This window comes from Candidatus Methanoperedens sp. (genome assembly GCA_027460525.1).
GTDB lineage: Archaea > Halobacteriota > Methanosarcinia > Methanosarcinales > Methanoperedenaceae > Methanoperedens.
The window spans coordinates 21,668-42,921 of record JAPZAS010000015.1 but is presented as its reverse complement, the minus strand read 5'-3'; the positions used below and the strand labels follow the sequence as shown (position 1 = coordinate 42,921).

The window sequence follows — 21,254 nt, the reverse complement described above, 5'->3', positions numbered from 1 at the left end:
CCCGAACAAGATAATTTATGGAACAATTTATGGATTTTTTATCTTTTTACTTGTCAGGAAACAGAATCCTTTCATGAAATCCTTCCTTTTTTCCCTTATAGTTGATGTTTCGTTACAAACCCGGTATTTCCTTGAAGGGTACCCTTTTAATTTTGTTTTCTTATTTTTAATACTCCACTTTATGATTCTATTCCCTGTTTCCTGGATATTTTTTAAACTAATAAAGGATAAGAATCTTGACTCATTTTAGCCAGCAGCTCATCGTCCTTCAAAAAACTGCACTTCGTCAGCCTCGACCACGGTTGCTTCCCCCAGCGCACTGCATTCCGCTCGCCTGACCCTTGCATGTCCTTTTATCTCAAGCTGGAGGCGCGCCATCTGCACCTCTGCCTCCTCGTAAAACATCTCTGTTCTTTGAATTACCCTGTGCATTGAAATCTGTTTTTCACGTATCTTTGCAATAATGCCCGTGGTGCCGGGTCTTACATCTCCCAGGCTTGTTGATGTAAGAAAGATTACATCCCCAACATCGGTTTCAAGCGCAGAGAGAAAATTATGGGGGCTTCTGATCTCGATGGTCTTAATCTTCTCAAGCTCTAGTTCCTTTAAGGCCTGAGGTGCAATTCCGCTCAACACTACATGGCGCATAAAATCACCCGTACATCGGGAATTCTTTTTTGGGGAGCGATTGCGTTTCTGTGGTCCTGACCTGCTCCGCAAGTTTGGAAAGTTCAAGTTCGATCTGCTCAGCCTGACTTGACAATTTAGTGGTATCTATGGATAAGCCGAATATGTTATTGAGAACATTTATTACCTCGACTGCAGCTTTCGGATCAGGATTGGGTCCGGGCGTCTCGCCCAGCAGGCTTACAGCTGGCATGCCGCGGAGATAACACTCTGTCATGATACTGCCCGAAATGCCTGAAATAGTCCCCACCTGGAATATTTCGGTTTTATCCTTAATCTTTTCCAGCAACTCCTGGCTTGTTGCACCCCCAAAGACACGGCGCTCTCCTGTCGTTGTCGCTATCCCTGCAATTGAAACAATATTCTTGGCGTTGATGGACTGCATCCAGTCTGCCAGCACCTTGCTGATATCGTACGATGCAGTGGGATGTATGGGTATATCTGAAATTACTATAACAACCTCCTTATCCGGCGCCTCATAGATGCGCACTGGCAGATATACCATACCATTAAAAAGCACTGCAAGCGGCGGGAAGTACCTCGAATCGATAGAACCCCTGTATATCATTCCCAATTCCTCAATGATGTGCTGGCACGTTATGTTCCCCACAAGACCGATGCCAGGAAACCCTACAATAACCAATGGATTCTTTGATTTCAGAGGTTTATTTATGATTTTCACGAAATGTTCTTCTAATTCCGCTGCCATATTTCCACCAGATTGTTAATTAGGGCAAAAGTAAATAAAAGCATCGATATAAGAATCGAGGAAAAATCTTATCCCAATACAGTGATATATGTTCAGGAGATGGAGACGAGCGAGATAATCCAGATTTTTGCCGAGTCTGGATTCCAGATTGATCCTCAGGCGCTTGATCTGATTAAGACAGGCCCGCCTGAGTTAATAAACCGTGTTTTAAAATCAATCGATGACTCGGTGATGGTTGTGGGAATAGAGCATATAAAACCTCTTGCCCAGAACTTAACACTTAAAGCCAGGGTTTTTCCCGGCCAGATGCAGCATACTAAAGAGCCGCAAAAGGCAGTTCCAGAAAACAAAATTCAAAGTCCAGTTACCGTATTAAAAGACATAACAAACCAATCCACATGCATCGGGGAATACACCGAGTTTGTGCAGTATTTCAAAGATCGCTACGATTCGCTTGCTGAGATGCTCCGGAAAAGAATAAGCGCAAGACCGATTGAGAGCATAAAGAAAAGAAATCTGGATACACGAGAGCCTCTTTCCATAATAGGCATGGTGCTGGATATAAGGGCAACCGCCAATGGGCACAAACTCATCGAGGTAGAGGATAAAACAGGAACGATGCCTGTTTTAATCCACAAAGAAAAAGATAAAGAGCTCTTCGACTCTGCAAGGAAGGTTCTTCTGGATGAGGTAATAGGGATTACTGGCACACTTTCTCCTGACGGTAATCTTATGTTTGCCAATAGAATAACCTGGCCAGATATTCCCAATGTACAGAAAAACACCCTGAACGGAAGAAAAGCTGCAGGAAAAGCGGTATTTATTTCTGATATACATGTGGGGAGCAAGACTTTTCTTGAGGATGCCTGGCTTAAGTTTTCAGAATGGCTCGGGGATGAGATCAATTACCTTGTTATTGCGGGTGATGTGGTTGACGGCATTGGTGTGTTCCCCAACCAGGACAAGGAACTTGCGATTTCTGATATCTACGAGCAGTATGAAAAAGCCGCGGAGTACATAAACGCAGTGCCAAAACATATTAAAATTATAATCTCGCCAGGAAACCATGATGCAGTGAGGCAGGCTGAACCCCAGCCGCGCTTTCCAGAGAGAATAACCAGGATGTTCAGGAGCGATATTACCTTTGTGGGAAACCCTGCCATGGTGGATATCGGAGCCAAGGTCTTGATCTACCACGGCAGGTCGATGGATGACATTATTACAAGCATACCTGGATTTTCTTATGCAGACCCTGTAAAACCCATGGTTGAAATGCTGAAACTTCGCCACCTTTCACCCATATATGGAGGCCGCGTATCCATCGCGCCCGAACAAAAGGATCATTTCGTGATCGACCAGATACCTGATATATTGCACTGCGGGCATGTGCACACAGTGGGCGTATCGCGCTACAAGGATGTGCTGACCGTTAACAGTGGCACATGGCAGAGCCAGACGGAATTCCAGAAAAGAATGAACCTCATGCCCAACCCGGCTAAAGCTACACTTGTTGACCTCGCAAGTATGGAATACAGAATTGTGGAGTTTGATTATGCTGGATAATACCTACATCCACATATCAGGGATTGGCTCTACAATAGAACAGAGGATATGGAGATGCGGCATAAGAAACTGGGAAGAGCTGCTCGAAAACCACAGTATGATAAAAATGGTTAAAAACAGGAAGCGCCTATTGCTGTCGGGGGTTGTGGAGTCGATTGAACGGTTAGCCAGCGGGAGCCACATTTATTTCGCAAAGCGGCTCGCACCCAGCCACCAGTGGAGGGCGTATCGGCATTTCAGGGATAAAACAGCCTATGTCGATATTGAGACCACAGGGCTGTCACCCAGCTACTCCAAAATAACAGTTATCGGCATATACAACGGAAAAGAGACGAAAACATACATCCGGGGCATCAATCTTCAGGAAGCGCCTGCAGAGCTGGCAAAGTACAAACAGCTTGTAACCTTCAATGGCGCGAGGTTTGACCTGCCCTTCATCGAGCATGAATTCCCGGGATTTTTCAATCACCTTCATATAGACCTTATGTACCCTCTGAAAAAACTTGGCTTTTGCGGGGGTCTTAAAAATATCGAGCGCTCACTTGGATTGGAGAGGAGCGAGGAAACGGCAGGAATAACAGGTCTTGATGCTGTGAGATTATGGAAGAGGCATGAGCGCGGAAATGATGAAGCGCTGGAAGTACTGATCAAGTACAACAGGGAGGATGTGGAAAATCTCGAGAAGCTCATCGGGATGACGTACCCGAAGATGATAGAACGGGAGATGAAAGGCTACCATTGAAGGATATATGCAATATAAATAAATTTAAAAAATATTTTTCCTTCTTAAAATTACCAAATATGCAATGGATAACCCTGTTAAAGCAAATATCGTTTCAAATGAAGGGATTGGGGATGCAGGTTTAATTTCTCCAGACAACGAATTAGCTTTGTCAAGTTCTATGAGCGCACCCTTCAAAGAAATTACTGCATCAGAATATTTATTATTATCGGCGTATGATTTTGCTTGAGCCATTAAGTTAGATGCATTATCTAAACTTTTCTTTGCGTTATCTAATTTTTCTTTTTCTGCAACATAAACGTCACCAGTTATTTTTGTTTTTGAATCTTCCAGCGTTTTTACTGCAACATCATAATTATTGCTGATAGAAGAATATTTATTAGCAATTTTATCAATAGCAGCGGATGCCATCTTGTTTTGTGTATCCTTTAAAATGGTAATATCTTTCTCAGTTATATCTAATGATTTCTCAGAATAAGATTTGCTCTCGCTGAGTTCTTTGTTTTCATATCTGGTGTTTGCCTGATCTAATTCTGCTTTTGCATCGACGAGTGTTGAAGAAACTGTTTCTAATTCTTTAGTAAACTCTGTGGTTTCAACACCAATATTTGAGAGTGCAGTTATTGCCTCTTTAGTTTTATCTGCTGTATCGACTACGTTATTATAAGTTGATTGTGCTGTATCTAACTTTGATTTTGTTTGTCCGCCTTCGGCGGCATAATCTTCTTTAGCTTTGTTAGCAGTTGACTTGGCATTACCAGCATTTGTAAGAGCATCATTGGCGTAAGATTCAGCTTGATTTGCACTTGTCTTTGCGTCATTCCATTTTAAGTTAGTAAAATATGAGTTAGCTTCGGTATATTTTGTATTTGCTGAATCTAATTTAGAAATAGCAGTATCTAAAAATGTCTGGGCTGAACCTACATCGGCACCAATATTTTTTGCATCATTTACTGTATTCTGCGCATCTGCTTTGGTAGTACTGGCTGAATTTATAACATTTTTAGCACTTGTTATAGCAGCCTGTGCACTATCTTTTGCAGCCTGCGCTGTTTCCTTTGCTTGAATGGCTATAGAATATACAGTATCAGCATCGGTCTTCGCTGAATCTGCATAGGGTTTAACGTCATTAGCGGTATTAGTTGCTTGGTTATAGTTTGAGGAGGAATAAAACGAATTTGCAGAGGACTGTTTACTTTGTACAGTTTGCATAGAATTAAGGGCACTGGATAACTTACTCTCTGCAAGGCTAACATCTGCACCCAGATTTTTTGCATCAGTAATCGCATTTTGAGCGTTGTTTATGCTGGTTTGTGCTGAGTTAATAGAACTCTGCGCCGAGTTTATTGCTTGATTTGCAATGTATTTTGGATTTTCAGTATAGGTTAGAGTAAAAGAAGTACTTTTATAAATTTTTGCAGGGTCACTCGTATCGTAGCAATAAGAATTAACTGTGTGTTGTGCGCTTCCTGCACCATTTCCCCAAGGTGGAGCATATACAGTTGCAGAGAAACTTACTGCCGCTCCTGATTTGACTACGTATTCGGTTGACCAAGAGCCAGAATCCACCATAACAGCGCACACACCATTATACCAAAGATTATTATTTGTAACTGAAAATGAAACAGTAGTGCTATCTCCAGTGTATATTGAAGAAGGATTTGGTATTGTGCTTAGAGTATAAGATATAGCTGCAAGCGCAGTTCCAGATAATGTTAAAATAGTTATTAGAGCCAATAATGTTTTTCTCAGAGTAATCATTTTTACCACCATCATCATTACTATGCGCATTAACTCTTATAAATCTTTCTTATCCCATTTTATTTTTCATTGTGTTAAAAAGACTTCCCAAGTCTGCATGTATTTATTAGGATAAAAAATTCCTTATCGATATAATAATAGCCTTAAAAGACGAGCGTCTTGCGTTTAATGAAATTCAAAACAAACTTAAAATTTACTCAGATACGCCATCAAGAAGGATTAAAGAATTTGATTTTGGCGTTATTGAAGCCTCAATTACAGAAGAGGAAAAAGAAAAAGAGTAAGATACAAGCTTACTGGAAAGGGAAATAAAATGGCTACCCTGCTTATTGAAGCAATAAAAGCGTTAGAGGCAGCCGAAGAATTATTATAAACATATTAAAATTACATCAACCCGTACAAAAGTTTGCCCACCATAAACAATAACACCACCGCGAACATCCTTTCGATCGTCCTGGGAGAGGTGCGCTTGAATATTCTTGAACCCGCCTGCGCACCCACAAACGCCGCCGCACCTGCATAGAGCAATAATCTCATATCCAGTTGCTGCTGCCCGAAATTCAAATGCCCGATAAATCCTGACAGGGACATAAACGTGATTATAAATGCCGAAGTCGCAACGGCATTTTTAGTTTTAAAACCGAGGACAAGGAGCAGCGGGACGATAAAAGTGCCTCCGCCTATGCCCACGAGCGAGGATATAATACCGATAAAAAGCCCTGCGCCTGCTCCAATTGCTAATTTTTTCCTGTCAATTCTTCCAGCCGAAAAGCCAAGGCTGTTAAAAAAAAGTATCCTTATGCTTGCCAGAAAAAGGATTAGCGAAAGCAAAAGAATTATGATTTTGGTGTCCATCCTGGGCGCAAGATACGAGCCTGTAAGTGCGCCGAGGACGGAAGTCAGGATTATGGGAAAAGCAACTCTTCTATCCACCAAACGCTGCTTCAGATAAGTCATGGAGGCTGAGGCTGTGGTTATGGTATTCAGCAAAAGCGCCATCGGGATAGCAGCAAGGAGAGGAACGCCAAGCCAGAAAAAAAGTGGGGTATAGATAATCGCTCCTCCAAGCCCGAGCATCGAGAAAAGAGCGGAAACCAGGAATGCGATGAATGTTATGGGCAATAACTCCATAGCTGCATCTTAATACATAGAAGGATTAATAATGCTATGGAGAAACATTTAAGGATAAGCGCTCCATTATAGTTCGTAGGGATACAAATGAATAAGAAGAACAGGTTGTTGTTGGGAGTTTCCATTATTGCTGTATTATTAGGATATCTGGTGCTTTCATCAGGAGTGGCAACGAACCAGTACGAGGTCGGTGAAGCGGCTGCAGCCCAGGATACACTGACCGGGAAGATCATTATAGTCAATGGAAGCATGGTGCCGGGTACAGACCATTGGGATGCTCTCAACCGAACGCTCGCCTTTAAACTGACCGATGGCAAGGCAACAATAGATGTAGTTTATACAGGCGAGAAGCCCAACCTTCCGCCAGAGGCTACAAACATCCAGGCAGTGGTGACAGGGCAGTTCAACAACAATGTGTTCGAAGCCTTCAGGATGCTGACAAAATGCCCCTCCAAATACGAAAGTGGAGATTCGGTATATGCGACAGCGACTGCCACTTCCGGTACGCAGGGTAAATGATATTTCCTCAAACCGAACGAAACCGAAGAATTTATAAATCAAAAGATTAACTTTAATCGGATAGGTTTGAGGAACCAAAAAAAAGATTTTGTGGATAGGATAGGAATCTCGGTTCCTCTGACCATACATTGGATTGGCTATTTAAATCTATTTTCCAAGATTATACCCAAATTTATACCTATTTTGGGCAATACAGGTGCGGCATGAAAAAGGTAGCATTGAAACGCGAACTTGGACTCCTTGAGGTTACGCTCTCAGGCGTGGGGATTATTCTCGGGGCGGGTATATACGCCCTTATAGGAAAGGCGGCTGGGCTCGCCGGGAACTCTATCTGGCTCTCATTTGCCCTCTCGGCTCTCGTAGCCGTTTTTACAGGATTGAGTTATGCAGAACTCTCTTCCATGTTCCCAAGAGCGAGCGCCGAGTATGAATATACTTCAAATGCTTTTGGGAAAAGGCTGGCGTTCATTATCGGCTGGTTGATTATCCTGAGCGCCGTAATCGGCGCATCAACTGTAGCCCTGGGTTTCGGGGGTTATTTCAAAGCGCTTTCCGGAGTGCCTATCATAACTTCCGCCCTCCTTCTTATAATCGCCCTCTCCATCCTACTTTTCCGGGGAATAAAAGAGTCTGTATGGTTTGCGATAATATCCACCCTCATAGAAAGCGCAGGTCTTATTCTGATAATTTTCATCGGGCTTCCCTATCTTGGAAAAGTGGATTATTTTGAGATGCCGCAGGGTTTGACGGGAGTTTTCCAGGCTTCCGCGCTTGTATTTTTTGCATATACCGGGTTTGAAAGTATTGTAAAGCTCTCGGAAGAGACCAAAAACCCTGAAAAAACAATTCCGAAAGGATTGATGCTGGCGATCTTAATCAGTATTGTCCTTTACATTTCAGTAGCAATCTCCGCAGTCAGTGTAACAGGATGGGAAAAACTTGCGGCATCGGATGCCCCCTTTGCAGACCTTGCATTCAGCGCTTTTGGAGGCGATGCGTTCATTCTATTAGCCGTCATAGCTCTTTTTGCAACTGCAAATACTGTTCTTATGATGCTGCTTGGTGCATCGAGGATAATCTATGGCATGGCGGATTCTTTCACTCTTCCGGGTATCCTCGGAAGTGTGCATATTACGAGAAGAACACCATGGGTTGCCATATTCGCTGCGATGCTGCTGTCAATGCTTTTCGTTTTTGCCGGTGATATCGCTTTTGTGGCTAATGTGGATAACTTCACGCTTTTTGTGACCTTTTTTGTGATAAATGGTGCCCTGATACTGTTAAGATACAGGGAACCGCAAATGAGAAGGTCTTTTAAAGTCCCTCTTGCGATAGGAAAATTCCCGGTACTGCCGTTATTCGGTATTGTATTTTGCGTGTTTATGCTTTTTCAGCTTGAGTGGAAGGTTCTGCTTGTGGGCGCGGTGCTTGTGGTTATTGGCCTGGTTTTATCTTTTGTGGATATGGATAAAAAAAACCGCAGATGATTAGATAAATCCATCGCAAAGCAGAGAATAATGTCTTTGCGAACTTTGCGTCTCTGCGGTGTGCGCCCAAACCCATGCCGCTATAAATTTACATTAAGTCAACACCGCCAACAAATGCATGCAAAAGCAAAAATAGGAATAAACAAATATCTTCTCCAGCGGAGAAACCTGAATGGACAAGATGACACCTGCGATGCGCCAGTACTATGAGGCAAAAGAAAAGCACAGCGACGCACTGATCTTCTTCAGGATGGGCGATTTCTACGAGTCATTCGGAGATGATGCAAAAATAATCGCAAAGGAGCTTGATATAACGCTCACTTCAAGAGGCAGGGATAAGGAGGGCGGTGATATGCCTCTTGCGGGAATTCCCTACCATGCAGTGGATTCGTACCTTCCCCGTCTCATAAAAAAGGGCTACAAAGTGGCTATCTGCGAGCAGCTGGAAGACCCAAAAAGCGCTAAAGGCGTTGTTAAAAGGGGCGTTGTAAGGGTTATCACTCCCGGGACAGTTATCGATTCGTCCATGGTTCAGGATCAATCCAATAATTACCTCATGTCGGTTTCGGGGGAAGGCCTGGAGTTCGGATCATCATTCCTGGATGTGAGCACTGGCGAATTCCTGACCACGCAGTTTACAGACAATCATTCGTACGACAGGATAATAAGCGAAGCAGCGCGGATGAAACCTGTCGAGTGCATACTTCCACCTTCTCTTTTTGAAAACAAAAAACTCACAGAACGCCTGAAAAACATCGGTATTGCGCTCAATAAATTCGACGCTGTTGCGTTTGACCAGAAGACTGCACGAGATACCCTGCTAAAACATTTTGGTGTCCTAACGCTTGAAGGCATGGGATGTGAAAAACTCGGATTTGCCATCCTGGCATCAGGCGCCGCACTTGAATATGCGAAAACTACCCAGATGAGGGATTTAAAACACATCCAGACGATGACGACGTATTTCGAGAGCGAGTTCATGGTGCTTGATTCAATCACACTCAGAAACCTTGAGATAGTACAGGGCATCAGAGGCGAGGCAGCGGGTTCTCTTTTATCGATTATTGACCGGACAAAGACCCCTATGGGCGGGCGTTTGATCAGGAAATGGCTGCTTGCACCCTTAATCTCTGTTAATAAAATAGCAGAAAGGCTTGATGCTGTGGATGAGATTGTGAAAAAGACATTGCTGCGTTATGACCTGCGGCAGCAGTTCTCCGGCATCCGGGACATCGAGCGCCTTATCGGGCGCATCGTGTACGGCAATTCAAATGCAAGAGACCTTATTGCCCTGAAATTATCCCTGGCTGCGATACCTGAAATAGCAAAATCCCTTAAAGAAAGCGAGATTAAGTCAGGGCTTTTATCAGGAATGATGGCGAAGCTGGGAGATTATACCGATATTTCTGCACTACTCTCGCGCGCCCTCGTGGAAGACCCGCCTGTAAGCGTTCGCGAAGGCGGGATGATTAAAGAGGGTTATAACGAAAAGCTGGATGAGCTCAAGAAACTGGCACTTCACGGCAAGGACTGGATAGCACAGATGCAGCAGAAGGAAAGGGAGCGCACGGGCATAAAATCCCTGAAGATTGGTTATAATTCTGTTTTCGGATATTACATAGAGGTCACAAAGGCAAACATTTCGCAGGTACCTGCGGATTATATAAGAAAGCAGACAACAACGAACGGGGAGCGCTTCTACACTCCAGAGCTTAAGGAAAAAGAAGTGATGATTCTTTCTGCGGATGAAAAAAGGATGGCGCTTGAATTCGAACTCTTCACAGAAATTAACTCACTCATTGCAGCCAGATCAAAGGAATTACAAACCACTGCCCAGGCTATGGCAGAACTTGACGTGATTGTTAACCTTGCTGAGATTGCTGTAAACAACAGGTATGTAAGACCTGAAATAAATGATAGCTGCAATATCCTCATTCGAGACGGAAGGCATCCGGTCGTTGAGCATTCTATCCCGGGAGGTTTTGTTCCCAACGATACACACATGGACTGCCAGGAGCACCAGTTCCTGCTTCTGACAGGTCCTAACATGGCGGGAAAATCAACCTACATGAGACAGACCGCTTTGATAATTATAATGGCGCAGATGGGGGGTTTCGTGCCGGCTTCCTACACCTCAGTTGGAATCGTGGACAGGATATTCACACGCGTAGGGGCTTTTGACGACCTTGCAAGCGGACAGAGCACGTTCATGATAGAAATGGTTGAACTGGCGAACATCCTGAACAATGCAACCCCGAAGAGCCTTGTGCTGCTGGATGAAATCGGAAGGGGCACGAGCACATACGACGGGTACAGCATCGCCAAGGCTGTTGTCGAGTTCATCCACAACAAAGACCGCGTGGGTGTGAGGTCGCTTTTTGCCACGCATTATCATCAGCTTACGGCTCTTGAAGGGACTCTGAAGCGCATGAAGAATTATCATATCGCTGTGAAAGAAGAAGGAAATGATCTTGTTTTCCTTCGCAAAATCATTCCGGGCGCCACGGATAAGAGCTACGGCATCCACGTTGCAAGGCTCGCTGGCGTGCCTCTGAAGGTGACGCAGAGGGCGAAGGAGATATTGAAGGAGGTGGAAAACGGCAGCGCTATCAGGGGAATGGGGAGCGCAAGATATACGCAGCTTGTGCTTTTCGAGCCGGAAGCCCAGAAGGATTCGCCGCTGATCGAGGAGTTAAAAAAGCTCAATGTGGATGCAATGACGCCGCTTGAGGCGCTGAATGCCCTGGCGGAGTTGAGGAGGAAAGCGGGTGATAATAAATGAAAACAGTAGAAAAAATTACCATTGATGGCAGTATAATTAAGAAAGTGAACTTAGCTATTGAAGCTGAACTGGCATATGAAGCTCAAACCCATGGTAAGCGAAAACTTGGCATTACTGGAGAAGTTGGTGAGATATTAGTTTGCGGCCGTCTTGGGCTTCAACTAGTGCTGGATTCTCGTTCTGAAGGATATGATGCTATCGACAAAGACGGTTTAAAAGTACAAATCAAAACCCGTCGAAGTGAATCTCAAGAATTACCTCGAAACAGTGGTCGTACTGGTCGTTTTTCTAAACATCCATTTGATTATGCACTTCTTGTCTTACTCGATCCAGCTTACCAACTCCACGAGGTCTGGCGCGCTGATTATGCTAAATTGAATCCAAAAATAGAAAAGCAAGAACGGCGTGACCTATCGATTTCATATTTCAAACGTGTTGGAAGAAAGATTTACCCTTTGCAGTGAGTCATTGTAGCACTTTTCTTTTTCTGCTTATATTTCAAATCAGCCTTATAGCCCACTTCTTATTCAGTTTCTCATGTAATTTCCCATCTGTTGTCAATAGAGGCACTTTTTCCATCTCCGAAGCAGCCACGAAAAGCGAATCATAAATAGTAATCTTCTCAGAAACAGCGATTTTAAAAGCATCATCCAGCAGTTCCTTTGAAGCGAGAACATCACATGCGCCAGTAATAAAATCAGAACTGTTCTTAAGAGCCTTCAGCATGAGTTCCGTCGACTCCTTGAAAATCGCAACCCTCTTCCATGCAACATTCGCAACTTCAATATATGCAAGGTCAAGAGTTATCAGGCTATGAGTCTCTGCCGCCCTCTCAGCCCTCTCGGATGCTGCTTCCTTGAAGAATATCGCCGCAATAACACCCGAATCCAGTATTACTTTATCACGCTCTTGCCCTGGCATCCCTATCCTCTCTTATCAAAATGGAAGCACTCGTTTCAGCTTTCATCTCTTTCCTTAGCGCCTTTGCCTTAGCAAGCAATCTCTCTTTTCTCTTATTTTGGACAAATTCTTCCAGCAAGCACCGTATCTCTTCCTGCCAATTTATCTCTGCCATCTCCTGCATTATCTTGCGCAATTCCGCAGGTATTCTAATACTGTAAACAGTTTTTGTGGACATAACATGTTTACATTATGATGCATGCACATATAAACATTGCTGAATACTAACCTCCTTACCCACTTTGCGCCCTTCGCGCCTCTGCAGTGAATTCTCCAGTGAATTCAGCCCTTCTTTACTTCCTTCGGCGGTATGATCGACCTTGCCACATTATAAACAAAGATGTAAATACCCAGAAGCGAAATCGCCCCGAACAGAATAGTCCCGAGCCTGTAGTCGCTGCCTGCGTACCTGTACGGCATGGTGAAAGCAAGCCCCACAATGCCGATGTTCTGGAGCCAGAACTGTACCTCCGCAAGGCGGGGGCTGTACAAGTCTGTACCTGCAAACACCGGCAGCAGGTGGTAGCCCACGCCGAATATCATCATGGAGACGAAGCCAATCAAAAGCACGTGTGCATGCGCGGGCGTAAGCGGCATTGAATTAAGCACCATAACAAATCCCAATGTGCTCCCTATGAGCAGGTAAATCAGGCTTGCCCATGCAAACTTAAGGGGAATTTCCATACATCCTCATCTGCGGTTCCTTTTTTATGCCAGCCCGGCAGCCTTGTTCAGCTCATCAAGCAACTGGTTCATGTCCACCCTGTGCATCCTGCAGAAAAACTCCAGAGTCTCGGAAGGCAGCCTGCCCACATATTTTGGCATGCCGTGCTTGATGAACACATCCCTTGTCGCCGGGTACTTTGTTATTACTTCGTTCAGTTTATTGTCCCTGGTTATTTTCTCTGACATAATCCTCACAGTCATCTTATTTTATCTGTATATAGGTTCTTCCAAACGTATTAATAACCACTGATATATATACAATCGTGATAAAGATGACCTCAGATGAACTGATAAGGGCAGCATTGGAATCGGATGAAGCATTCATCAAAGCCTTTTCAAGGATACTTAAAGAAGAACTGCACATTAGCGCAGCAGAATTCAGCGAAAGCTCGCACATACCTGCAAGCACCATCTATAAGTTGCTCTCAGGTCACCGCGAGCCCAATATCAAAACACTCAGGCAGATAGTCTATGTCCTTCGTAAAATGGAGGGAACCGAAAAAACCGAGTTCATTGCTGTGATAGCAGCCCGCCCTGTGCTTGACTATATCACGGAGAAAAAACTGAAAGTAAAGGGTAAGCTTCTGACCATCAGGGAATACTCAGCCACCTCGATGGAAGAGGCAATCATCGCGGCAATCAGGGCTGAAAGGGACGGCGCCAAAGCAGTGGTGTGTGCCCCGATAGTGAGCACTACAATTGAAAAGGTGCTGCGCATCCCTGTTGCTACGATTATGCCAAAGAACAGCCTTATCGAGGCAATCGAACTTGCAGCGAAGAAAATGGGCTGATTTTATAACAAAATCACAAATTATATTACTTCATCTTCTAATTCCAGTATCCAATGAAAAACCTTTGAAAAAGGTTTTTCAAACGCCGGGGTATGCGAAGCATACCCCCAACACTACGCAAGCTGGAGTATCGGCTTATGGACACAGAGAAATCAAGGAAACTGTTCGAGGAAGCAAAAAAAGTCCTTCCGGGAGGCGTGAGCAGCCCGGTCCGAGCCATAAAACCTTATCCATTTTATGCGAAGCGCGCAAACGGCTCAAAAATAACAGATATTGACGGCAACGAGTACATCGATTATGTCATGGGTTATGGTCCCCTGCTGCTCGGGCACAACCACCCTGCAATCAAGGAAGCGGTAATCAGACAGCTATCGGATGGCTGGCTTTACGGCACACCAACCGAACTTGAGGTAATGCTCGCAAAAGAGATAATCAAACTCTACGCCAGCATAGACATGGTGCGATTTGTCTCCACAGGAACAGAAGCCACCATGGGGGCGCTTCGGGCGGCAAGAGGTTTCACAGGGAAGAACAAGTTCATCAAGATAGAAGGAGGGTTCCACGGCGCACACGATGCAGCACTGGTGAAAGCAGGTTCTGGAGCCACTACGCTCGGCACGCCAGACTCGGCGGGAGTACCGTCGGACTTCACGAAAAACACGTTGCAGGTACCGTATAACGATATTGAAGCAATGACCGAAGCGATAGAATCTTATAAAGAGGACGTTGCAGCGGTTATCATCGAACCTGTACTTGGGAATATCGGTCCCATCCTCCCCAAGAAAGGATACCTCGATGATGTCCGCGCTGTTACGAAAGAAAACGACGTGGTGCTGATTTTCGATGAGGTGATTACAGGTTTCCGTCTTGCCATGGGCGGGGCGCAGGAGTATTACGAAGTTACACCCGACATGACCACGCTTGGCAAGGTATTAGGCGGCGGCTTTCACATCGGCGTCATCGGAGGAAAGCGCGAGATCATGGAGAACATCTCACCGGCAGGAAAGGTTTATCAGGCAGGCACATTCAACGGCAGCCCGGTCTCAATGGCAGCAGGGCTTGCGGTCATCAACACGCTGAAGAAAGAAAAGCTGCACGAAAAAGTGAATAAAGCAGGCGACTCATTGCGAAGCGCACTTTCGGACGTCATCAGCGACCTCGGGCTGGATTACAGCGTGAGCGGCACAGGCAGCATGTTCAAGGTATTCTTCGGGGATATGCCTTATAATTACCAGGATGCGTTAAAATGCGACAAAGAGAAGTTCAATGTATTCTTCGGGAAAATGCTTTCAGAGGGCATATTTCTCCCGCCATCGCAATACGAAACCAACTTTCTGTCGCTGGCTCATTCAAAGGATGACATAGATAAAACAATCGAGGCTTATCAAAGGAACCTGAAATGAGCTCTGCGCGACTCTGGATAGGGACAAGGGGAAGCAAACTTGCCCTTACCCAGGCAAACCTTGTAAAAGACTTACTTTCAAAAAACGGCGTGAAAACCGAACTCAACATCATCAAGACAAGCGGGGATACCTTCACAGACAGACCGCTCTACCAGGTGCTCGGCATGGGAATGGGTGTCGGGGCTTTCGTGCGCGAGATTGATGAAAGGATGCAGGCTGGGGAGATTGATATAGGTGTTCACAGCATGAAGGACGTCCCGACCGAGCGACCCCCTGAACTTACAATCGCCGCCGTGATGAAACGCGATTCTCCTTATGATTTGCTTCTCACGCGCGACGAGACAAGATTAAAAGACCTGACAAAAGGGGCAGTTATAGGAACCACAAGTCTTCGGCGGTGTGCGCAGCTTTTGAGATTCAGGAACGACCTGGACATAAAAGACCTGCGAGGGAACATCGATACGCGTCTTCGGAAGCTCAAAGAGGGGCAGTACGACGGGATTCTCCTTGCCGAAGCCGGACTTGAGCGTATGAAATGGGACATAAAAGGTGAGCGCTTGAATCCAGATGATTTCGTGCCCTCGGCAAACCAGGGTACAATAGTTATTGTTACTAAAAAGAATTCCTATGCCGAGCAGGCGGTAAAAATACTGGACGATGAAAAAACAAGAATAGAGACAGGAATTGAACGCATTATCATCGCAATCCTTGGAGGAGGCTGCCTAGTGCCAGTCGGGGCTTTTGCGCAAACGCAGGGGAACAGGATACATGTGCGCGCGGAGGTGCTATCGGTGGATGGAAAACGCTGCGTTAAAATAGATGAATTTATAAACCCTGCCGAATATGAGCAGGAAGCAGCACGCATCGGGAACGAGCTGAAACAAAAAGGCGGAGGCGAGCTCGTTGACGAGGCAGTGAAAATATTCTCGGCAAAAAGAAGAAATCATGGTTAATTTGAAAATCCAACCGAAAGGCAAAGTCTATCTTGTGGGCTCAGGTCCTGGCGACCCCGAACTATTGACAATAAAAGCCAGGCGCCTTATAGAGAGCGCAGATGTTATCCTTTACGACCAGCTTCCAGGAGAGGCGATTCTCAGCATGCTGCCGGAGCAGACAGAAAAAATAGATGTGGGGAAGTACGCAGGGAATCACAAGCTTTCCCAGTGGCAGATCAATGAATTGCTTGTCAAGCGTGCAAAGGAAGGGAAAATCGTGGTGCGCCTCAAGGGCGGAGACCCTTATCTTTTCGGGCGCGGTGGAGAGGAAGCCCAGGCACTTGCAGGGGAAGGCATCGAAGTGGAGATTGTACCGGGAATCACTTCAGCCATTGCAGTTCCTGCTTATGCAGGAATCCCGATCACGCATCGCGACTACGCTTCCATGGTGACCTTTATCACGGGGCATGAGGACCCTACTAAAGAGGATACTGCTCTTGACTGGGAACTTCTTGCGCGGTTTCCCGGCACGCTTGTTATCCTGATGGGTGCGAGCATGCTTGAGCGGAATGTAAAGGAGTTAATAAATCATGGAAAATCCATCGACACTCCAGTGGCTGTTATCGAGAGAGGCACGCGTCCTGACCAGCGGGTCACTATCGGGACACTGGCGGATATAGTCGGGCTGTGCAAACAGCGCAAAGTCAAAGCCCCGGCGATTACAGTTATAGGCGACGTGGTAAAACTCCACTGGGAATTGTCAAGGGATTAAAAAGATAATAATGAAAGTAATAGCTATAATGCGACCTGCAGGCTATCTTGCCGAGTCGGTTAAACTTGCAAATTCCATGGGGTTCGATGCGATTACTGCGCCCATGATTGATGTTGTAGACAAGACCGATGCCAATTTTAAGGGGTTCGTGGAGCGCGTCATGGAAGGGGAGGTGGATTATGTGATATTCACAAGTGCAAATGGTGTTGAGTTCACGTTATTAAAGCTAAATGAGCCTGAGTTGTTTATTGAGCAGCTGAATAAATGCAGGGTGGTTGCAATTGGTCCGAAGACGAAAAACGCCCTTTTGAAAATGGGAATAAATGTGAGTATTGTGCCAGAATCCTACAGTTCGCAGGGGCTGGTGGAAGGCATTAGCGAGATAACCGGAGCTGTTATCGAGATAGCACGGAGCAGCCACGGGTCGCCCGAGCTGGTAGAAGGACTCAAGAAAAAAGGGGCTTTTGTGCATGAAACGCAGGTGTACCATCTAATAAATCCGAGGGATGAAAGGCATGCTGCGCTTGTAAATCGGGCGCTTGCAGGGGAAGTGGATATATTTGCATTCACAAGCTCGATGATGGTCAGGAATTTCATGGCGCTTGCGGATGAAATGGGGGTGAAGGACGAACTGATAAGGATAATGAATGAAAAGACAGTTGCCGCTATCGGAAAGCCTACGGCTGATATTTTATCTGAATTCGGGGTCAGGGTTAAGGTTATGCCGAAGCAATATACTTTTGAGGAACTGCTTCTGGAATGCAAGAAGCATGATTGTTAGATCTTTACTATGATGGAAGCAGGCTGTTATTTTAAAAATTTTTCAAAATGTCCTGCATCATCTAAATCTTCTTAGCTTCAGAATCAGCAGAACTGAAATTAGGCTCACCAAAGCTGTTATGCCTTCAAAGGCTGGTGTTTTTGGCTGAATCTGTACCGTGATATTCACCTTGTTGGAATATCCTGTATAGGGAATGCCTTTATCGTCCTCATATGTCTCTTTTGCTGGATCTATTACAAACTGACCTGCACTTGTTGCTTTCATTGTGTACTGGAATATTCTCGATTCTGTTGTCTTTAGTGTACTATATTCCTGAGAGGTTGAGCCGCTAACAAGATTAAAGCCTTCCGGAATTGTATCAGTAATTTTTACAGATTTGACATCACTGCCTGTGTTCTCAACTCTAATTATTATAGTGGTGGTATCGTCCATAGTTATGTTGGACGGAGAGACAGATTTGTTAAGGACAAGCTTTGGAGAACTATTGATGTTATTTCCGCTATCACTTAAAGCAGTTCCCATAAGCGTCAGTACTGCAACCATACATATCGCAATGGCGCGCGCTGTTAACGAAAAATATCCATTTATCATCATAATTAAATTCGCTCATTAATTTACATACACATAAAAGTTTCTACAGCGTTTGTCAATTCTTAAGGGTCACGAAAAATAACTTATCCAATTTTATTCATAATCCCCGACAACAAATCTGCGTTCATCTGCGGTTTGATTTCCAAAATACTGCTATCTTATTTTTTGGTAAACCCTTAGGCTGATTGCGACGTCAAATTCCGGTTGATTTCTATTATTTCTCAAAAAACTATAAACGGAAGTGATTCATATGGGTAATGAAATTAAAATCGAATCTTTAAATGATAATAAATAACAAGAACTTAAGAGCAATATGAATCTTTTTGTTAAATTAAGCAGAACGTTTTTTAGGCTATTTAGTCTTCAAACATTAGCTATTTTTTTAATACTTTCTATGGGTTCATTTATGATTCTATGGAATTTTTTCCCAAGAATTGAAGATAAATTATATAGTTCAATTATTATTAGCTTTATTTTAACATATACAGTAAAATATTTTGAATATTATGACTAATATCGAACTGAATAATGGATTGCAATTTTTCGTAATGATATTATTCCTTATTGTCAGTAGCATATTATTCTTTAGACGCAAAAAGAAATTGGATTATAGTTACATTCCAATAGTTATAGTCTCATTATTAAGCGGAAGTGTATTTTATGCGGGGCTATTATGGATTCTTAGACCCTTAAATATCATAGTTGATAATAGGATTTTTGATGACCCGTCGTATTCATTTATAATTGGTTTTGTGTTGATTTTATTCACAATAATTTCTTTGAAAGAATTTATCGAAAAAGCAAATATTGAAAAAGAAAAATAATACATTTTAATTTTGAAAGCGAATCGGTTGTAACTATTTTAATTATATCATCTGCCACCGATTTTTGACAGGTTAGTTAATCAACCGTAGACTTGACAGTACCTTAAAAGCCACGATAAAGTTTAGATAGTATCATTAACAATTCCATTACTAATGCAGAAGCAAAGATTTAAAGATGATATGGATACTCTGGATATTGTAAAAAAAAGGCTTGAGATTATGTTCGGCGCCAGGGTTAGAGATGAGGATCGAATGTTGCATGCAATTGAGGTACAGGACAAATTGCGGAGCAAATCCGGAGGTTGGAAGGGTACAGTTGAGATTAGAAAGTGGCGAAACAATAGCTATAAGCAAAAAGCGCATTTAGTGTGATTAAAGAAATAAATATGCAAAAGATAATCAAAGCCGAAATTTATTTTGATGGAGAATACTACTGTGCCAGAACACTTGATATTGATGTTTTTACTCAGGGTAAAACCCTGGATGAAGCTGTGAAAAATCTAAAGGAAGCAGTAGCTTTGTATCTGGAAGATGAGGTTGATTATGGTTTGCAAGATTCATCTATCCTTGCTATGATGGAAGTGGCTGTTTGAGGCAATAGGTGAAATATAAGAATATTGCGCCTCCTCATTGTTCAGTATAACAAAGACACTTGGGGTATGGTAATTTATAAGTCATAACATTATATATTCTGAAGTGATTACCTTGATTGCCGATGAAATATGCCAAGTCCTGATGAGTAATGGAAAACCGTGTGGAAGGCGGAAATATAAAGATAATAAAAAATGTATTCTTCACCTCGAAAATAAATCAGATGAAGAAGCCAAGATATTTGAAATAGTATTCTGGGAAGAATTGAATAAGATGGAAAAGGATAATGATATCAAAGAATTAGATTTTAAAGATTTTATCTTTAATAACTCAATAAATTTTGATGGTCATTTCTTTGAAAAATCTGTAATATTCGAAGGGGCTCAATTCAATAATAAAGTCTCTTTCATTCATGCTAAATTCAATAATGACGCAGCTTTTTCTTCTGCTAAATTCGATAATGAGGTCTCCTTCTGGGGTACTCAGTTCAATAATATAGTCTATTTCCTTGATACCAAATTCAATAATGTAACGTCTTTCGTGGGGGCTCAATTCAATAATGAAGCTGATTTCCTACATGCTGAATTCAATAATAGAGCTGATTTCCTACGTGCTCAATTCAATAATAAAGTCTGTTTCGATATCGCTAAATTCAATAATGAAGCAGTTTTTCAGTCTACAAAATTCAATAATAAAGCATATTTCTCAGGAACTGAATTCAATAATATTGCATCATTTGAATTATCGGAATTTCAAGATGAGGTTTTTTTTTATTGTATAAAATTTTCTTCAAGTGGTAAAGGTATCATTTACTTAAATAATGTCAAATTTCTCGATCCAAAGCATACAATATTTCAGAATATCGACTTAAGTAATGTTTCTTTCTTAAACACAGACGTAACAGAAGTTGAATTCTTGGATGAGAAATGGGCAAGAAAAAATGGACGACTTGCAGTTGTGGATGAAACTAATATCGGAAGATATGGTTCAACAACTTATGGTGCGGTGGCTCAATTATATCGCAGGCTCAGACGGAATTATGAAATCAATTACAGATTTGCCGAAGCAGGAGAGTTTTTCATCGGTGAGATGGAGATGCGTAGGCGTGATGTTAATACAAGTGTCAAGAGTGAAAGAATAAGGAATATTGTTTTACGGTTAAAGAGGAATTTTTCTCTTTTAGGTCTCTATAAACTTCTGAGCCTTTACGGTGAAAGTTATAAACTTCCTATTATTTGGGCTTTTATTGTTATTGTTTCCTATCCAATATTAATGAACTGGTTATTCAATGTTTCTTTGCCTCAATCTGATGATTTCTTATACACATATCTAAGAACAAGTGCCTCTTCTTTTTTCCAGATGGATAGCACATATAGCGCATATATCGGAGAAAGAATACTTGGCTTTCTGATAATCGGCTTACTTTTCATTGCTTTAAAGAGGAAGTTTGAAAGGAAAAAATGATTTTCGATATTATATCCAAGTATTGCCACCTGATT

At 43.2% G+C, this 21,254-nt stretch carries 24 protein-coding genes; 15 read left to right on the top strand and 9 right to left on the bottom strand.

Annotated features, from left to right (window positions below; genetic code table 11):
- Positions 1-258: 258 nt before the first annotated feature.
- Positions 259-648: a DUF473 domain-containing protein gene (locus O8C68_04700; protein ID MCZ7395102.1), complete on the bottom strand. Its 390-nt coding sequence runs from the start codon at positions 646-648 to the stop codon at positions 259-261.
- 4 nt (positions 649-652) lie between these two features.
- A complete protein-coding gene (locus O8C68_04695; protein MCZ7395101.1) occupies positions 653-1,396 on the bottom strand; it encodes a proteasome assembly chaperone family protein in 744 nt (247 codons plus the stop codon).
- Positions 1,397-1,408: 12 nt separating this feature from the next.
- Here O8C68_04695 and O8C68_04690 point away from each other — a divergent pair, with 12 nt between their 5' ends.
- Positions 1,409-2,959, top strand: a complete 1,551-nt coding sequence (locus O8C68_04690) for a DNA-directed DNA polymerase II small subunit (protein MCZ7395100.1) — start codon at positions 1,409-1,411, stop codon at positions 2,957-2,959.
- Positions 2,949-3,701, top strand: coding sequence for a ribonuclease H-like domain-containing protein (locus O8C68_04685; protein ID MCZ7395099.1), 753 nt, complete (start codon positions 2,949-2,951; stop codon positions 3,699-3,701). Before O8C68_04690 ends, O8C68_04685 begins: the two co-directional genes overlap by 11 nt.
- A gap of 24 nt (positions 3,702-3,725) precedes the next feature.
- Here O8C68_04685 and O8C68_04680 read toward each other — a convergent pair whose 3' ends face one another.
- Positions 3,726-5,492 carry a hypothetical protein gene (locus O8C68_04680; GenBank protein ID MCZ7395098.1) on the bottom strand — a complete coding sequence of 589 codons (1,767 nt, stop codon included), beginning with the start codon at positions 5,490-5,492 and terminating at the stop codon, positions 3,726-3,728.
- A gap of 354 nt (positions 5,493-5,846) precedes the next feature.
- Positions 5,847-6,593 carry a sulfite exporter TauE/SafE family protein gene (locus tag O8C68_04675; GenBank protein MCZ7395097.1) on the bottom strand — a complete coding sequence of 249 codons (747 nt, stop codon included), beginning with the start codon at positions 6,591-6,593 and terminating at the stop codon, positions 5,847-5,849.
- Between the two features lie 87 nt (positions 6,594-6,680).
- On the opposite strand from O8C68_04675, the gene O8C68_04670 reads away from it, so the two are divergent.
- The 4 genes from O8C68_04670 (at position 6,681) to O8C68_04655 (ending at position 11,845) form a co-directional block, all read left to right on the top strand.
- On the top strand, positions 6,681-7,112 hold the full coding sequence (locus O8C68_04670; GenBank protein MCZ7395096.1) for a cytochrome c maturation protein CcmE: 432 nt from the start codon (positions 6,681-6,683) through the stop codon (positions 7,110-7,112).
- Between the two features lie 203 nt (positions 7,113-7,315).
- On the top strand, positions 7,316-8,599 hold the full coding sequence (locus O8C68_04665) for an amino acid permease (GenBank protein ID MCZ7395095.1): 1,284 nt from the start codon (positions 7,316-7,318) through the stop codon (positions 8,597-8,599).
- A gap of 172 nt (positions 8,600-8,771) precedes the next feature.
- Positions 8,772-11,381: a DNA mismatch repair protein MutS gene (gene mutS / locus O8C68_04660; GenBank protein MCZ7395094.1), complete on the top strand. Its 2,610-nt coding sequence runs from the start codon at positions 8,772-8,774 to the stop codon at positions 11,379-11,381.
- On the top strand, positions 11,378-11,845 hold the full coding sequence (locus O8C68_04655) for a hypothetical protein (GenBank protein MCZ7395093.1): 468 nt from the start codon (positions 11,378-11,380) through the stop codon (positions 11,843-11,845). The genes mutS and O8C68_04655 overlap by 4 nt, the downstream gene beginning before the upstream one ends.
- Positions 11,846-11,879: 34 nt before the next feature.
- Here O8C68_04655 and O8C68_04650 read toward each other — a convergent pair whose 3' ends face one another.
- The 4 genes from O8C68_04650 to O8C68_04635 all read right to left on the bottom strand — a co-directional run bounded on the left by O8C68_04650 (position 11,880) and on the right by O8C68_04635 (position 13,253).
- On the bottom strand, positions 11,880-12,302 hold the full coding sequence (locus O8C68_04650) for a type II toxin-antitoxin system VapC family toxin (GenBank protein ID MCZ7395092.1): 423 nt from the start codon (positions 12,300-12,302) through the stop codon (positions 11,880-11,882).
- Positions 12,283-12,519 (bottom strand): hypothetical protein, encoded by a 237-nt coding sequence (locus O8C68_04645; GenBank protein MCZ7395091.1) that lies wholly within the window; start codon positions 12,517-12,519, stop codon positions 12,283-12,285. The genes O8C68_04650 and O8C68_04645 overlap by 20 nt, the downstream gene beginning before the upstream one ends.
- A 104-nt stretch (positions 12,520-12,623) precedes the next feature.
- Positions 12,624-13,025, bottom strand: a complete 402-nt coding sequence (locus tag O8C68_04640) for a cbb3-type cytochrome c oxidase subunit I (protein MCZ7395090.1) — start codon at positions 13,023-13,025, stop codon at positions 12,624-12,626.
- A gap of 24 nt (positions 13,026-13,049) precedes the next feature.
- Positions 13,050-13,253, bottom strand: a complete 204-nt coding sequence (locus O8C68_04635) for a DUF1858 domain-containing protein (GenBank protein MCZ7395089.1) — start codon at positions 13,251-13,253, stop codon at positions 13,050-13,052.
- An 86-nt stretch (positions 13,254-13,339) separates the two neighbouring features.
- On the opposite strand from O8C68_04635, the gene O8C68_04630 reads away from it, so the two are divergent.
- The 5 genes from O8C68_04630 (at position 13,340) to O8C68_04610 (ending at position 17,749) form a co-directional block, all read left to right on the top strand.
- Positions 13,340-13,858, top strand: a complete 519-nt coding sequence (locus tag O8C68_04630) for a helix-turn-helix domain-containing protein (protein MCZ7395088.1) — start codon at positions 13,340-13,342, stop codon at positions 13,856-13,858.
- 137 nt (positions 13,859-13,995) lie between these two features.
- Complete coding sequence (hemL, locus tag O8C68_04625) at positions 13,996-15,261, top strand: glutamate-1-semialdehyde 2,1-aminomutase (protein MCZ7395087.1); 1,266 nt, start codon at positions 13,996-13,998, stop codon at positions 15,259-15,261.
- A complete protein-coding gene (gene hemC, locus O8C68_04620; GenBank protein MCZ7395086.1) occupies positions 15,258-16,214 on the top strand; it encodes a hydroxymethylbilane synthase in 957 nt (318 codons plus the stop codon). The genes hemL and hemC overlap by 4 nt, the downstream gene beginning before the upstream one ends.
- Positions 16,207-16,968, top strand: a complete 762-nt coding sequence (gene cobA / locus O8C68_04615; GenBank protein ID MCZ7395085.1) for a uroporphyrinogen-III C-methyltransferase — start codon at positions 16,207-16,209, stop codon at positions 16,966-16,968. Before hemC ends, cobA begins: the two co-directional genes overlap by 8 nt.
- Before the next feature lie 10 nt (positions 16,969-16,978).
- Entirely contained in the window at positions 16,979-17,749 is a 771-nt protein-coding gene (locus O8C68_04610; GenBank protein MCZ7395084.1) for a uroporphyrinogen-III synthase, read from the top strand.
- Positions 17,750-17,806: 57 nt separating this feature from the next.
- Here the strand turns inward: O8C68_04610 and O8C68_04605 are convergent, their stop codons facing one another.
- Positions 17,807-18,292, bottom strand: coding sequence for a BatD family protein (locus O8C68_04605; protein ID MCZ7395083.1), 486 nt, complete (start codon positions 18,290-18,292; stop codon positions 17,807-17,809).
- A 554-nt stretch (positions 18,293-18,846) separates the two neighbouring features.
- Between O8C68_04605 and O8C68_04600 the strand changes: the two genes are divergently transcribed.
- The 4 genes from O8C68_04600 (at position 18,847) to O8C68_04585 (ending at position 21,219) form a co-directional block, all read left to right on the top strand.
- Positions 18,847-19,164, top strand: coding sequence for a hypothetical protein (locus O8C68_04600; GenBank protein ID MCZ7395082.1), 318 nt, complete (start codon positions 18,847-18,849; stop codon positions 19,162-19,164).
- Positions 19,165-19,317: 153 nt separating this feature from the next.
- Positions 19,318-19,536 (top strand): hypothetical protein, encoded by a 219-nt coding sequence (locus O8C68_04595; protein MCZ7395081.1) that lies wholly within the window; start codon positions 19,318-19,320, stop codon positions 19,534-19,536.
- A complete protein-coding gene (locus O8C68_04590) occupies positions 19,533-19,757 on the top strand; it encodes a type II toxin-antitoxin system HicB family antitoxin (GenBank protein ID MCZ7395080.1) in 225 nt (74 codons plus the stop codon). Before O8C68_04595 ends, O8C68_04590 begins: the two co-directional genes overlap by 4 nt.
- A 142-nt stretch (positions 19,758-19,899) precedes the next feature.
- On the top strand, positions 19,900-21,219 hold the full coding sequence (locus O8C68_04585; protein ID MCZ7395079.1) for a pentapeptide repeat-containing protein: 1,320 nt from the start codon (positions 19,900-19,902) through the stop codon (positions 21,217-21,219).
- Positions 21,220-21,254: the final 35 nt, after the last annotated feature.